Source organism: Pseudomonas sp. E6002 (assembly GCF_013385565.1).
GTDB lineage: Bacteria > Pseudomonadota > Gammaproteobacteria > Pseudomonadales > Pseudomonadaceae > Aquipseudomonas.
The window spans coordinates 240,142-253,861 of sequence record NZ_JACAPT010000027.1 but is presented as its reverse complement, the minus strand read 5'-3'; the positions used below and the strand labels follow the sequence as shown (position 1 = coordinate 253,861).

At 60.8% G+C, this 13,720-nt stretch carries 17 protein-coding genes; 9 read left to right on the top strand and 8 right to left on the bottom strand.

The window, feature by feature from the left end; all coding sequences use genetic code 11:
* Positions 1 to 32 precede the first annotated feature (32 nt).
* The 5 genes from HX815_RS22560 to HX815_RS22540 all read right to left on the bottom strand — a co-directional run bounded on the left by HX815_RS22560 (position 33) and on the right by HX815_RS22540 (position 2,807).
* Positions 33 to 404: a glutathione S-transferase N-terminal domain-containing protein gene (locus HX815_RS22560; protein WP_063031984.1), complete on the bottom strand. Its 372-nt coding sequence runs from the start codon at positions 402 to 404 to the stop codon at positions 33 to 35.
* Between the two features lie 103 nt (positions 405 to 507).
* Complete coding sequence (folE, locus tag HX815_RS22555; protein WP_003204506.1) at positions 508 to 1,053, bottom strand: GTP cyclohydrolase I FolE; 546 nt, start codon at positions 1,051 to 1,053, stop codon at positions 508 to 510.
* Between the two features lie 79 nt (positions 1,054 to 1,132).
* Positions 1,133 to 1,690 carry a Smr/MutS family protein gene (locus HX815_RS22550; protein ID WP_003213135.1) on the bottom strand — a complete coding sequence of 186 codons (558 nt, stop codon included), beginning with the start codon at positions 1,688 to 1,690 and terminating at the stop codon, positions 1,133 to 1,135.
* Between the two features lie 75 nt (positions 1,691 to 1,765).
* Positions 1,766 to 2,086 (bottom strand): hypothetical protein, encoded by a 321-nt coding sequence (locus HX815_RS22545; protein WP_003213133.1) that lies wholly within the window; start codon positions 2,084 to 2,086, stop codon positions 1,766 to 1,768.
* Between the two features lie 130 nt (positions 2,087 to 2,216).
* Positions 2,217 to 2,807 (bottom strand): cysteine hydrolase family protein, encoded by a 591-nt coding sequence (locus HX815_RS22540; protein WP_008433198.1) that lies wholly within the window; start codon positions 2,805 to 2,807, stop codon positions 2,217 to 2,219.
* 240 nt (positions 2,808 to 3,047) lie between these two features.
* Between HX815_RS22540 and prmB the strand changes: the two genes are divergently transcribed.
* On the top strand, positions 3,048 to 3,956 hold the full coding sequence (gene prmB, locus HX815_RS22535) for a 50S ribosomal protein L3 N(5)-glutamine methyltransferase (protein ID WP_177028914.1): 909 nt from the start codon (positions 3,048 to 3,050) through the stop codon (positions 3,954 to 3,956).
* Between the two features lie 147 nt (positions 3,957 to 4,103).
* Here the strand turns inward: prmB and HX815_RS22530 are convergent, their stop codons facing one another.
* Entirely contained in the window at positions 4,104 to 4,907 is an 804-nt protein-coding gene (locus HX815_RS22530; RefSeq protein WP_003213127.1) for a hypothetical protein, read from the bottom strand.
* Between the two features lie 100 nt (positions 4,908 to 5,007).
* The gene (locus tag HX815_RS22525) at positions 5,008 to 5,970 is read right to left on the bottom strand and encodes an alpha/beta hydrolase (protein ID WP_003213124.1); all 963 of its coding nucleotides are present in this window, start codon (positions 5,968 to 5,970) and stop codon (positions 5,008 to 5,010) included.
* A gap of 143 nt (positions 5,971 to 6,113) precedes the next feature.
* Here HX815_RS22525 and aroC point away from each other — a divergent pair, with 143 nt between their 5' ends.
* The 4 genes from aroC to HX815_RS22505 all read left to right on the top strand — a co-directional run bounded on the left by aroC (position 6,114) and on the right by HX815_RS22505 (position 9,599).
* On the top strand, positions 6,114 to 7,205 hold the full coding sequence (gene aroC / locus HX815_RS22520; protein ID WP_003213122.1) for a chorismate synthase: 1,092 nt from the start codon (positions 6,114 to 6,116) through the stop codon (positions 7,203 to 7,205).
* 148 nt (positions 7,206 to 7,353) lie between these two features.
* Positions 7,354 to 8,505 carry an MFS transporter gene (locus HX815_RS22515; protein ID WP_168197526.1) on the top strand — a complete coding sequence of 384 codons (1,152 nt, stop codon included), beginning with the start codon at positions 7,354 to 7,356 and terminating at the stop codon, positions 8,503 to 8,505.
* 28 nt (positions 8,506 to 8,533) lie between these two features.
* Positions 8,534 to 9,079, top strand: coding sequence for an acireductone dioxygenase (locus HX815_RS22510; protein ID WP_177028913.1), 546 nt, complete (start codon positions 8,534 to 8,536; stop codon positions 9,077 to 9,079).
* A 235-nt stretch (positions 9,080 to 9,314) separates the two neighbouring features.
* Positions 9,315 to 9,599, top strand: coding sequence for a response regulator transcription factor (locus HX815_RS22505; protein ID WP_003216779.1), 285 nt, complete (start codon positions 9,315 to 9,317; stop codon positions 9,597 to 9,599).
* A 54-nt stretch (positions 9,600 to 9,653) separates the two neighbouring features.
* On the opposite strand, the gene HX815_RS22500 is transcribed toward HX815_RS22505, so the two are convergent.
* A complete protein-coding gene (locus tag HX815_RS22500; protein ID WP_003216777.1) occupies positions 9,654 to 9,932 on the bottom strand; it encodes a DUF3509 domain-containing protein in 279 nt (92 codons plus the stop codon).
* 398 nt (positions 9,933 to 10,330) lie between these two features.
* On the opposite strand from HX815_RS22500, the gene HX815_RS22495 reads away from it, so the two are divergent.
* The 4 genes from HX815_RS22495 to HX815_RS22480 all read left to right on the top strand — a co-directional run bounded on the left by HX815_RS22495 (position 10,331) and on the right by HX815_RS22480 (position 13,601).
* A complete protein-coding gene (locus HX815_RS22495) occupies positions 10,331 to 12,157 on the top strand; it encodes a long-chain-acyl-CoA synthetase (protein ID WP_102605281.1) in 1,827 nt (608 codons plus the stop codon).
* Between the two features lie 96 nt (positions 12,158 to 12,253).
* A complete protein-coding gene (locus tag HX815_RS22490) occupies positions 12,254 to 12,769 on the top strand; it encodes an ankyrin repeat domain-containing protein (protein WP_177028912.1) in 516 nt (171 codons plus the stop codon).
* A 41-nt stretch (positions 12,770 to 12,810) separates the two neighbouring features.
* Complete coding sequence (locus tag HX815_RS22485) at positions 12,811 to 13,341, top strand: hypothetical protein (protein WP_177028911.1); 531 nt, start codon at positions 12,811 to 12,813, stop codon at positions 13,339 to 13,341.
* A 68-nt stretch (positions 13,342 to 13,409) separates the two neighbouring features.
* Complete coding sequence (locus HX815_RS22480; protein WP_003172956.1) at positions 13,410 to 13,601, top strand: PLDc N-terminal domain-containing protein; 192 nt, start codon at positions 13,410 to 13,412, stop codon at positions 13,599 to 13,601.
* Positions 13,602 to 13,720: the final 119 nt, after the last annotated feature.

Sequence of the window (13,720 nt, the reverse complement as noted above, 5' to 3'; positions counted from 1 at the left end):
AGCCCGCTCCCACACTGGATCCTCGCTGTTTGTCAGACCGCCGCAAACCGCTTGTCGAGGTAATCGATGATCACCTTGGAGTCGTACATCCAGGTGGTCTGGCCGTTCTCTTCGATGCGCAGGCATGGCACCTTGATCTTGCCGCCTTGCTCCAGCAGGGTCTGGCGGTCCTGCTCGTTGTTCTTCGCATCCTTCAAGGCCACCGGCACGTTCAGGCGGTGCAGGGTGCGGCGGGTCTTCACGCAGAACGGGCAGGCGTGGAATTGATACAGGGTCAGGTCCTTGGCCGCTGCGTTCACCTGCGCCTGTTGTTCGGCAGGGCGCTGCTTTTTGCGCGGACGGGTCAGGAAGTCGCCGGCGATGATGACGTGGCCGAGGCCCACTCGAAGTGCTTTGACGAACATGGCTGAAACCTCTTGCCCTAGACTTAAGGGGGCGCAGCTTACCTGATTTTTCACAGGCGAAAAAAAACCGGCGATGAACGCCGGTTTTTCCAGGTGCCGCGTATTACTTGATCAGGCTGAGAAACTCGCTGCGGGTCGCCGCGTTTTCGCGGAACTCACCCAGCATCACCGACGTGATCATCGACGAATTCTGCTTCTCCACACCGCGCATCATCATGCACATGTGCTTGGCCTCGATCACCACTGCAACGCCCAGGGCGCCGGTGACCTGCTGGACCGCATCGGCGATCTGGCGGCTGAGGTTTTCCTGGATCTGCAGGCGGCGGGCATACATATCGACGATACGCGCGACCTTCGACAGGCCCAGCACTTTGCCGCTCGGGATATACGCGACGTGAGCCTTGCCGATGAACGGCAGCAGGTGGTGTTCGCACAGCGAGTACAACTCGATGTCCTTGACCAGCACCATTTCGCTGTTGTCAGAGCTGAACAAGGCACCGTTGGTGACTTCTTCGAGGGTCTGTTCATAACCGCGGCAGAGATACTGCATGGCCTTGGCGGCACGTTTTGGCGTGTCGAGCAGGCCCTCGCGGGAAACGTCCTCGCCGAGTTGGCCGAGAATCGCGGTGTAATTCTGTTCCAGGGACATGAAACTACCTAGTGGGATTTTCGCAAAGGGCAAGGGTACGGCGGCCAACACATCGCTGCAAGCCTGACGATGGCACTTGTTACTCGTCGCGGCCTTCCATCATGGTGCGCTTGAGCATCACATACACCGCGCCAGCGCCGCCGTGACGTGGCTGGCATGAGGTAAAACCCAGCACCTGGGAGTGCTGGCGCAACCAGGTGTTGACGTGGCTTTTGATCATCGGCCGCTTGCCGTCCAGGCGCACGGCCTTGCCGTGGGTGACGCGCACGCAGCGGATTTCGAATTTGGTGGCTTCGGCGAGGAACGCCCAGAGGGTTTCGCGGGCTTTTTCGACGGTCATGCCGTGCAGGTCGAGACTACCCTCGAACGGGATCTGGCCGACCTTGAGCTTGCGCATCTGGCTTTCCTGCACGCCGTCGCGGGCCCACATCAACTCGTCTTCGGGACCTACATCGATAACGAATTGATCCGACAGGCCGTCCACGGTGGTGGCGTCCGTGCGCACGGTCGCGGCCTGGCGCAGCTTGGCGATCTGGGCGCGATCGGTCTTGGGTTTGCCGGTGTCGGCGCGATCATGCTTGATCGGCTTGACGCCGCGCAGCTCGTTCTTGAATAGGGAAAAATCGTCGTCTTGCATGTCAGCCTCCGCGAAGGGCGGGCAGTTTACCTAATCGCGGCGGCTTGATGCGCAACAAACGCTATCTGTACGCCATCAGTCGTGCTTTTTCATCAGGTGCGAAGCGATGTTCAGTGACAGCGGTTGGCGCATGCGCCGACGGCAACGGCGCCACAGCCATACGCCGAACCACAGCACCAGCAGGCCGATGACCAAGAGTATTGCAGAACCGCCAGGGCTGGCATTCAGCTCGCCCAGGGCCGGTGAGTGTCCAACCAAACCAGCGCCGCCAGCAATTGCCAGTAGTACGCCACCTATCGCCAACAGCGCGGCAAAGCCGGCGCCGATGCGCAGACGCCAGTTGCTCGGGCCCTTGGGGCGCAAGCGACGAGCATCAAAACCATCGGATATCTTCATTCCGACCTTTCCTCCAGGGTATCGGCCCTTCGACCGGAAGATACACAGGTTGTTCCGGGTACAGAGGCAATTGCAGCAAATGACAGGTATTTGCGGATGAGCGGGCGGCTACCCGCTCATCGAAGGTCGATCAGATCAGATCTTTGGTCAAGGCGAGGGTGGCGAAGTTGTCAGCCATGATGGCCATTTCAGTCTGCTGCACGTGGTCGGCGCTGAGGATGCCGCCCTTGTAAGGCAGGTCGCGGGTGGCGCAGGCGTCTTCCACCAGGGTGCAGCGAAAGCCCAGGTTTTTTGCCGCACGCACCGTGGTGCTGACGCTGGAGTGGCTCATGAAGCCGCAGACGATCAGGTCCAGGGAACCGAGGTCTTGCAGGTGTTTCTCCAGGCCGGTGCCGTGGAAGGCGCTGGGCAGCAGCTTGCCGATGATGGTTTCGTCGGCCTGTGGCTCAAGGCCAGGAATGAACTCACCGCGCTCGCCCTGAGGGTCAAACAACCCGCCGACAGTGCCCAGGTGGCGCACATGCACGATCGGGCGCCCGGCGTTGCGCGCGGCAGCCGCCAGTTGCTTGATATTTTCGACAGCAGCGTCCATGCCCGAGAGGGCGAGGGGACCACTGAGGTATTCCTTCTGGGCGTCGATGATCACGAGGGTCGCATGGTTCAGGTTCGCCGCTGCGTAACCACGACCGCTGAGTTGAAACATCGTCTTTGGAACGGACATTCTGGGGCTCCTGTGAGTGGGGCTTTTGTGACATTGTCCTCTGGCTGAGCGCTTCTGTGAATCGCTACCATCGTAAGGTACGCCGTTGTTGGCGTGCAGCGATGTCAATAGGGCACTACGTTTAGGCAAAAACCACGTTTAAGATGAAATCCGACGTGCGGCAAAGGGTTTTTTCGTACATCGTCGGTACAGCTTAAGACTGTTAGAATCGCCGGTCGTTTTTTCCAGGAGCTTGCCCCCGTGATCACTTCCCGCCTGCGCACCTTGCGCGACCACATCCGATGGGCCGTCAGCCGTTTCCATGGGGAAGACCTGTTTTTTGGCCATGGCACCGACAACGCCTGGGACGAAGCCCGGCAACTGGTGCTCGGCGCCTTGCACCTGCCATGGGAAATTGCCGACAGTTACCTGGATTGCAACCTGGAAGAAGAGGAAATCTCCCACGTGCAACGGTTGCTGCACCGCCGTATCCACGAGCGTGTGCCGACCGCTTACCTGTTGAAGGAAGCCTGGTTCTGCGGCATGTCGTTTATCGTTGATGAGCGTGTATTGATTCCACGCTCACCGATTGGCGAACTGATCGAAAACCGCTTCGAACCGTGGCTGGGCACACCGCCGGCACGCATTCTGGACCTGTGCACCGGTTCCGGTTGCATCGGTATTGCCTGCGCCTACGAGTTCCAGGACGCCGAAGTGGTACTGGGCGACCTGTCCTTCGAAGCGCTGGAGGTGGCCAACCAGAACATCGAGCGCCATGGCGTCGATGAGCGCGTGTATACCGTTCAGGGCGACGGCTTTGATGGTTTGCCGGGCCAGCGTTTTGACCTGATCGTGTCCAACCCGCCGTATGTCGACGCCGAAGACTTTGCCGACATGCCGGATGAATACCAGCACGAGCCGGAGCTGGGCCTGGCCTGCGGTGACGACGGCTTGAACCTGGTTCGGCGGATGCTGGCCGAGGCGGCAGATCACTTGACCGAGAAGGGCTTGCTGATTGTCGAAGTGGGCAACAGCCAGGTTCACGTCGAGGCGTTGTACCCCGAAGTGGACTTCGCCTGGCTGGAGTTCCAGCGCGGCGGGCATGGCGTGTTCATGTTGACGGCCGAGCAGTGCCGGGCGCATCAGGCGGTGTTTGACGCCAGGATTTAACCGCTTCCAAGTGGGTAACGCGGTCAGTGTGGGAGCGGGCTTGCTCGCGAATGCGGTGGCTCAGTCAAGATATCCGGTGACTGACACACCGCATTCGCGAGCAAGCCCGCTCCCACATTTTGATCCGGTTTCAATTGATAAACCGGATTACCGATGCGTCGCAATCCAGATCAACAACCCCGCCTGAAACACGGTAAACGCCACCAGGCACGTAATCGTGAAGCGCAACCCGCTGTCTTCGCGCTTGAACTTGGTGACTTTTTCCTCTTCCTTGCGCAGTTTCACTTCCTGTTCCGCCAGGTTCTGCTCGGCCTGTTGCAGCATCTGCGCCGCTTCCAGAATCTCCACGAACTGCAGCTTTTCGGTGTTCCAGCTGTCCAGCACATCGCTGACCTTGCCCGGCTGCACGTTGCCCTTCAAATGCTGGACATCGGCGTACGCCACATCAAAGCCCTGGATACGCAGGAAGTGATCCCGGCGCAGGCGCGTGGCTTCGTTGAGGGCGTCCTTGTTGGCCAGGTCGACGCCGTCGACGCGGTAGTGCGACCACTTCTTTTTCGCCCAGGCGGCGCCCTGGGCTACCAGGAAACGGCCGATGCCGCGGTTAGCCGGCTCGATCTCCAGGCTGTTGCCCGGGCCAAAGTGCACCCGATGGGTCGCGTGATCGACCCAGATATCCAAATGGTTCTGTTCCCGGCGCACCCGCTGGCCCGGCAACTGAATGACCATGCGCAGCAGGCTGTGGTCCTTGTTGTTGCGTTCGGCCCAGCCAAACTGCACAAAGCGCAGGGGCCGCACGCCCGTGGCACGGTCGGTGGCCAAAGGGGCCAGGCGCAGCATCTTGAAGTGTTCGGCCTGCACCTCCGCCCACGGTAACGCGGCCGATGCGGCGGCCTCGGTGTCAGCCGTGGTGTCGGCGGTAGGTTCGGGTGTTGCTTCGGTGTTCGTCATTCGGCGCGATCCTGTCCAAGCTCTGCGGGCCGACAGGCTTTTTGCTGTCGACCCATGGCTTATCGGCCGTTTTGCTCAGGACTGGAGGGGCAATACTCGCTTAACTGGCGCGAAGTCCGTCGATAAAGCGAACCAGGCGGGTGCCCAGTTCAGCCGCCAGCGGCAACTGCGGGTCGTTATAGGACTCCAGTTGCTGCTTCACGTTGTTGGGCACGATGCGCATCACGTGGTTCATGCCTTCGATCACCGTCAGCTCGGCGTCGGGCTTGGCCTTCTGCAATTGTTGCGCATCGGCCACGCCGACCTGCAGGTCATTGGTGCCCTGGACGATCAGCGCCGGCATGGTCAATTTGGCAAAGGCCGCCGAAGGGTCGGCGCGGAACAGGCTGATCAGATAGGGCTGCACGCTGGGGCGGAAAATGCCCTCAAGGGGGGTGGGCACATCGGCGTCCACCTGGCCGGCCTTGAGGTGATCGAGAATCTGGTTGCTGCGCAGTAACAGCGCTGGAGGCATATGGTCGGCCAGTTGCTGGCGGATCACCTGGTCCACCGGGCGCGCACTGCCCGACAGGGAGATCACCCCGGCCGGGTTGAGCTGCGGGGCGGCGAGGGCGGCCACCAGTGCACCTTCGCTGTGGCCCAGCACAATCAGCGGGCCCATGCGTGGGTCGGCCTTGAGCAACTTGCCCCAGGCCACGGCGTCGGACACGTAGGCATCCAGGGTCAGGTTGCGTTCATCGGGGGTGGCGGCAAGGCTGGCGGCCACGCCGCGCTTGTCGTAGCGCACGCTGGCGATGTTGTGCCTGGCCAGCACCCAGGCCAGGCGCTTGAGGCTGTCGTTGCGTGCGCCGTCGGCGCTGTTGCCGTTGCGGTCGGTGGGCCCGGAGCCGGCGATGATCAGCACCACCGGCACCGGCTTGTCGGATTTGGGCAACAACAGCGAACCAAACAGCTCGCCACTGCCGGTGTCCAGGCTGATGGGCCGTTGCAGCACGACAGGGGAGGCGGCGAAGCCAAGGCTGGAAAACAGAGTGAGGGTCAAAAGCAGAACTCGCAGCATCATCGCGCCATCATGAGGAAGGTGCCGGTTGGACCAACGTCTACCGGTAAGGTTTCGAGGATGAACTAGTCGGTTAGCCTGCGTATACTGGCCGCCTTAAGTTATTACGGTTGACTTGATTCAACTGATTTCACGGAGCGCCCTGCATGTCCGGCAATACCTACGGCAAGCTGTTCACTGTTACCACCGCGGGCGAAAGCCATGGCCCGGCGTTGGTCGCCATTGTCGACGGCTGCCCGCCGGGCCTCGAGTTGTCCCTGGAAGACCTGCAGCGTGACCTCGACCGCCGCAAGCCCGGCACCAGCCGCCACACCACCCAGCGCCAGGAAGCCGACGAAGTCGAAATCCTCTCCGGCGTGTTCGAAGGCCGCACCACCGGCTGCGCCATTGGCCTGCTGATTCGCAACACTGACCAGAAGTCCAAGGACTACTCGGCGATCAAGGACCTGTTCCGCCCGGCCCACGCCGACTACACCTACCACCACAAATACGGCGAGCGCGACTACCGTGGCGGTGGCCGCAGCTCGGCGCGGGAAACCGCGATGCGCGTGGCGGCCGGGGCGATTGCGAAGAAGTTCCTGGCGACCCAGGGCATCGTGATCCGCGGCTACATGAGCCAGCTGGGCCCGATCGAAATCCCGTTCAAGACCTGGGACAGCGTCGAAGACAACGCCTTTTTCTGCCCAGACCCGGACAAAGTGCCGGAGCTGGAAGCCTATATGGACCAGTTGCGCCGCGACCAGGATTCCGTCGGCGCCAAGATCACCGTGGTCGCCGAAGGCGTGATGCCGGGCCTGGGCGAGCCGATCTTCGACCGCCTCGATGCCGAACTGGCCCACGCGCTGATGAGCATCAACGCGGTCAAGGGCGTGGAAATCGGCGCCGGGTTCGATTGTGTGGCCCAGCGTGGCACCGAGCACCGTGACGAGCTGACCCCGGAAGGTTTCCTCAGCAACAACGCCGGCGGCATTCTCGGCGGCATTTCCTCCGGCCAGCCAATCGTTGCGCACCTGGCCCTCAAGCCGACGTCCAGCATCACGACGCCAGGCCGCTCGATCGATGTGCACGGCAACCCGGTGGACGTGATCACCAAGGGCCGTCACGACCCGTGCGTCGGCATCCGCGCCACGCCGATTGCCGAGGCGATGATGGCCATCGTGTTGATGGACCACCTGCTGCGTCATCGTGGGCAAAACGCCGACGTAAAAGTCAGTACTCCGGTATTGGGCCAGCTGTGACCGTGGGTGGCGAGCGAGCTTGCTCGCGCTGGGCTGCGCAGCGGCCCCAAAGCCTGCAACCCGGTAGGACCTGGAGAACTGCGGCGCTTCTAGTGGGGGCGCTTCTCGCCCCAGCGCGAGCAAGCTCGCTCGCCACAAGTCACTTATGCTGACGCAAGCCCTTCCATACTGGCGACTCTCCAGCTTCTACCTGTTCTATTTCGCCCTGCTGGGGGCGACGGCGCCGTTCCTGGCGCTGTACTTCGATCACCTTGGGTTCTCCAGCGCGCGCATCGGCGAGCTGGTGGCCATCCCCATGCTGATGCGCTGCGTGGCGCCCAACCTGTGGGGCTGGCTGGGGGACTACACCGGCCGGCGCCTGGCCATCGTGCGCTTTGGCGCGGTGTGCACCCTGGTGAGTTTCTCGTTGATCTTTGTCAGCAAGACCTACGCCTGGCTGGCGCTGGTGATGGCCTTGCACGCGTTCTTCTGGCACGCGGTCCTGCCGCAGTTTGAAGTCATCACCCTCGCGCACCTGCAAGGCCAGACCTCGCGCTACAGCCAGGTGCGGTTGTGGGGCTCCATCGGTTTTATCCTCACCGTGGTGATCATGGGCCGCTTGTTCGACTGGCTGAGCCTGGATATCTACCCGGTGGTGGTCGTGGTGATCATGGCCGGCATCATCGGCGCGAGCCTCTGGGTGCCGAATGCGCAGCCGCCGGCCCAGGGTAACCGCCTGGCCGGTGACGGCTTTTTGCGGCAACTGCGCAGCCCCGGCGTCCTCGCGTTTTATGCCTGCGTGGCGCTGATGCAAATGAGCCACGGCCCGTACTACACCTTCCTCACCCTGCACCTTGAACACCTCGGTTACAGCCGTGGCGTGATCGGCATGTTGTGGGCGCTGGGCGTGGTGGCGGAAGTCTTGATGTTCCTGGCCATGAGCCGGATTCTCACGCGCTTTTCGGTACGCCGGGTATTGATGGCGAGTTTCCTGCTGGCCGCACTGCGCTGGTTGCTGCTGGGCTCGTTTGCCGAATTCTTCTGGGTGCTGTTGCTGGCGCAGGTGATGCACGCGGCGACCTTCGGCAGCTTCCACGCGGCGGCCATCCAGTTCGTGCAACGCAGCTTTGGTGCTCGCCAGCAAGGGCAGGGCCAGGCACTGTATGCGGCACTGGCCGGTACCGGCGGTGCGCTGGGCGCACTCTATTCAGGTTACAGCTGGAACCTGCTGGGGCCGACCCTGACCTTCAGCATTGCCAGCGTCGCGGCCCTGGCCGCCGCCCTAATCATTGGCATTCGATTGCAAGAGGAGCGGCCATGAGCGGCTCCCGTGACAGAGGAAGAGTTTGATGAGCTATCTCGCGGTTTACCACATCTGCACCCCCGACACCCCGAACAAGGTCCTGACTCACCAGGACGATATCGCCTCGACCCTGGCCGAGCTGGGTGTGGGGTTCGATCGCTGGCAGGCGGCTACCCGACTTGAGCCCGGGGCCAGCGAGGTTGAGATTATCGCCGCCTACCAGGCGCCCATCGACAAGCTGATGACCGAGCGCGGCTACACCACCGTTGATGTGCTCCGCGTCAGCAACGATCACCCGCAGAAAGCCCAATTGCGCGCCGAGCGACTCGACGAACACCGCATGGCCCAAGACCACGTGCGTTTTTTCGTAGCGGGTCGTGGGCTGTTTACCTTGCACATCGAAGATTATGTGTACGCGGTGTTCTGCGAGAAAAACGACCTGATCTTGGTGCCGAGCGGCATCCCGCACTGGTTTGATATGGGGGAGAACCCGCACTTTGTGGCGATCCGCCTGTTCAGTGACCCTGAAGGGCTGGCGGTCATGCTGACCGGCGACGCGATCGCCGAGGGTTTTCCCCGGCTTGATGACTAAGTTCGTCCGGCAATGCCTCCTGAACAGGGGGCATTTTTTTAACTTCAATTCCTTCAGGTTGGAAATCGCTGTAGGAATAAACTTGAAAGTTTGTGGGTAACAGCTGTTTATCGTTGACCTTACTTGTTACTTCCACTCTTTGTGTAACTCTCTCTGGTCTCAATATTTATTCGCCTGTCAATAGGAGTAATCCGACTTCGGGCGTTACAAGACCTATATGAAGAGAGAGGCCTGCATGAGCGGTTCGGAGCCACAGGAACAACCGTCCACGCAAACGGACAGCGCGCCGGTTGCCAACCGCAAGGCGCGTGCGATGTTGTCGGGTAAACCCCTGACCCCAAAGGAACGGGAAATCCTGCATTGGGCGGTCGAGGGCAAGACGGTGTGGGAAATCAGCAGGATTCGCTCCATCTCCCAGGCCACGGTGAAGTTTCACCTGCGCAACATCTACGGCAAGTTGCAGGTGACTAACCGGGTCCAGGCCGTGAACGAGGCGGTGAAACAGGGATTGTGCAAATAAAAAAAGGCCGTGGTGCGCAACGGCACCACGACCTGTTCGGGTCCTGCATGACGGTCAAGCCGAATGGTAGGTCGGCAGGGCAAAGCGGTTCTGGCTTTGCAGCATCGAAATCTGTGGCAGGTCGCTGGCTTGTTCAGCCAGGTCGCGGCGAATGGCGCTGATGACCCACGTCAGTTGGTCGGCCGTGTGCAGTTGCTGATAAGAGATCGAACGTTTGATCTGCTTGCCTTCGCTGTTACGCAAGGTCAGCAGGATGCCGCCATCAGGACGCGCCTGGGTGGTGACGTCGAAATTGGAGAACACAGAAGAAAATTTATCTTGGATCAGGCTCATGTCTATCAGCTCCGTTAGCTCATGTTTTGCAGCGTGGAGTGATAGGTGCAGTGATTGTGCCAGTACTGACTATCTTAAAAAATCGTTATAAATCAATCAGTTATAAAATTTTAAGATTTCCAGTTTCGTGCAATTTGCATGAATGGCCATCGTGCATCCTGCATTTTGCGGGGTTTTGCCAAGTGTTTCACAGCTGGCACGCAAGGCAGGTCTTCCATAGTGACCACCTGGCGGTGCGCAAAATTCCTTTTCCTTTCGGGATACAAAACTTTTCAAATCCTGCGTGTACAGCCGAAGAACGGCTGGCGTATTTTCCTGCAAGGCATTCGGCGCGGGTCTTACAGTGCGATGGGTGCCTTGAGGGTCATACGAACAATAAGAAAAAGGACGTTCCCGCCATGAACCACCCGCCAAGTGACATGATCACCTGGGGCATGATGCTGCGTAAGGTGCCCACCATTGTCCGTGCACTGCCGCGCCTGGTGCGCGGAATCCGCGTTGCCAACATCACCGATCCCGACCAGCCGTGCGGCCTGGGCTGGACCTTTGAACAAGCCACCCAACGCAACCCCGACGGCGCCGCGCTGCTGTATGGCGACACGGTGCTGAGCTACCGCCAGGCCAACCAGCAGGCCAACCGCATGGCTCACTACCTGCAGCAGCAGGGGATCGGCAAGGGCGACGTGGTGGCGTTGTTTATCGAGAACCGCCCCGAGTTGTTGCTCAGCGTACTGGCCGTGGCCAAGGTGGGCGGCATTTGCGCGATGCTCAATACCTCGCAAACCCAGTCGGCGCTGGTACATAGCCTCAACCTGGTGGCACCGGCGGCCATCGTGGTGGGAGCCGAGTTGGTAGGGGCCTACGAGGCCGTGCGCAGCCAGGTGGCCATCGAGGCGGATAAAACCTGGTTTATTGCCGATCAGCAGCACAGCCATGTGCCGCCGGATTACGTCGACCTGATGGCTGCCAGCGCCGACTGCCCGGTGGAAAACCCCGCCAGCACCCAGCAGATTTTTTTCAACGACCCTTGCTTCTATATCTACACCTCCGGCACCACCGGCTTGCCCAAGGCCGGCATTTTCAAGCATGGCCGCTGGATGAAGTCCTCGGCCAGTTTCGGCACCATCGCCCTGGATATGGGGCCCGAGGATGTCGTCTATTGCACCTTGCCGCTGTATCACGCCACTGGCCTGTGCGTGTGCTGGGGTTCGGCGATTGCCGGGGCGTCGGGGTTCGCGATTCGCCGCAAGTTCAGCGCCAGCCAGTTCTGGGACGATGTGCGCAAATTCAATGCGACCACCCTGGGTTATGTCGGCGAGCTGTGCCGCTACCTGATCGACCAGCCTGCCCATGGGCGCGACCTGGACAACCGGGTGACGAAGATGATCGGCAACGGCCTGCGCCCAGGGGTTTGGGCTGAGTTCAAGCAGCGCTTTGGCGTTGATCATATCTGCGAGCTGTACGCCGCCAGTGACGGCAACATCGGCTTCACCAATGTGCTGAACTTCGACAACACCATTGGCTTTTCCCTGATGCACTGGGCACTGGTGGACTACGCCCATGACAGCTGTGAGCCGATTCGCGGCGCCGACGGTTTCATGCGCGAAGTGCCCAAGGGGGGCCAGGGGCTGCTGCTGGCCAGGATCGATGACAAGGCACCGTTCGACGGCTACACCGACCCCGAGAAGAACCGCAAGGTGGTGCTCAGCGACGTGTTCGAGAAGGGCGACCGTTATTTCAACACCGGCGACCTGTTGCGCAATATCGGCTTCGGCCACGCCCAATTCGTTGACCGGCTGGGGGACACCTACCGCTGGAAAGGTGAAAACGTCTCCACCACCGAAGTCGAGAACATCTTCCTGCAGCACCCGCAGATTTCCGAAGTGGTGGCCTACGGCGTGGAGATTGAAAACACCAACGGCCGCGCGGGCATGGCGGCCATTACGCCTGCCGAATCCCTGGCTTCCCTGGACATGCGCGAGTTGCTGACCTTTGCCCACGGGCAATTGCCCGCGTATGCGGTGCCGTTGTTCCTGCGGATCAAGGTGAAGATGGAAACCACGGGTACCTTTAAATACCAGAAGGTGAAACTCAAGGAGGAAGCGTTCGACCCGGGCAAGGCCGGTGATGATCCGATCTTTGCCTGGCTGCCTGGGTCGGACAGTTATGTGCCGGTCACCGGGCAACTGTTGGCGGATATTCAGGCGGGCAAGTTCCGTTATTGATTCTGCCTATCGCCGCTTTTGGGAAAAAAGGCATGACAGTGGGGAACTCCATCGCGAGACTGGGCGCCTTATGAAACACCAGACAAGGAGCCCCACATGTCAGACCAAGCCAAACAAATGACCGAAGACGAAGCCGCCGAATTTGCCGAGCAGGTGTTCGACGTGGCGCGCAAGGGCGATGCCGCGATGCTGGCTGCGTTGCTGGCCAAGGGCTTGCCGCCGAACCTGCGTAACCACAATGGCGATACGCTGTTGATGCTGTCGGCCTACCATGGTCATGTGGACGCGGTGAAAGTGCTGCTGGAATTCAAGGCCGACCCCCAGATTCCCAACGACAAGAACCAGCTGCCGATTGCCGGCGCGGCGTTCAAGGGCAACTTGCCGGTGGTCAAGGCGTTGATCGAAGGCGGAGCGTTGGTCGAAGGCGCATCCTCTGATGGTCGCACCGCCTTGATGATGGCGGCGATGTTCAACCGTACCGAAATGGTGGACTACCTGATCAGCCAGGGCGCCAATCCCAAGGCCACCGATGCCCAGGGCGTGACCGCGCTGGCAGCGGCCCAGACCATGGGGGCGGTGGATACGGCGGCGCAGTTGCAAAAACTGGTGTAGGCTTTGCGCCCTCAAAATCAGCCCCGCCACAGGACCACCCCATGAAAACCGCACTCGTCGAACTCATCAGCAAAATCAGCTCCGGCTGCATGAGCGAACCCGAGATCGCCAGGGTGGCTGACGAGGCGGCCCAGGCCTACGCCGATCCCGACGCTTTCCTGGCCGCCAACCCGGACATCAACTACGACGACACTTTCCCGATTCCCCTGGGCGAGTGGATCGTTGTCGGCAGCCTTCCCGACACCGTGCTGTTCCAGGCCGACACTTACCAGGACCTGTTCGCCCAGATCGTCGCCTCCTTTGGCCCCGGCGTGGCGTTCAACCTCAAGCCCAAGCAACTGGCCAAGACCGAAGCCCTGACCGCGCTGAACCGCATCCAGATCCAGATGAGCGCCCTCAACCCGGAGAACGGCGGCTACGTGCTGATGAACTTCAGCCAGTTGCTGGACGACGAGATCCAGGCTGTGCTGGTCTACGGCGACGACGTGCCACGGGTGTTGGAGTTGTGTGCCGAAACCGGCATAAAGGGCGAACCATCGCTGGAAGCCCTGCGGGTTGCGGTACACGTCTGAAATAAAACGGAACCCCCGGCCACGGCTGACTATCCTAAGCAGGCAAGCCCTCACTTAGGAGCGACACCATGGGTTCCACTTTTAATGGTCTGATCGGGTTGATCATCCTCGCGCTGGATATCTGGGCGATCATCAACGTCTTCAAAAGCGGCGCGAGTACCGGCGCCAAAGTGTTGTGGATCCTGTTGATCCTGCTGCTGCCGGTACTGGGCTTGATCATCTGGGCGATCGCCGGGCCGCGCGGTAACGTGCGGATCTGATCCAAACAACGCTATCCAGAGCGGGCACAGTAAGTGTGGGAGCGGGCTTGCTCGCGAATACGGTGTAACAGTCACCTGATGTATTGACTGATTTACCGTATTCGCGAGCAAGCCCGCTC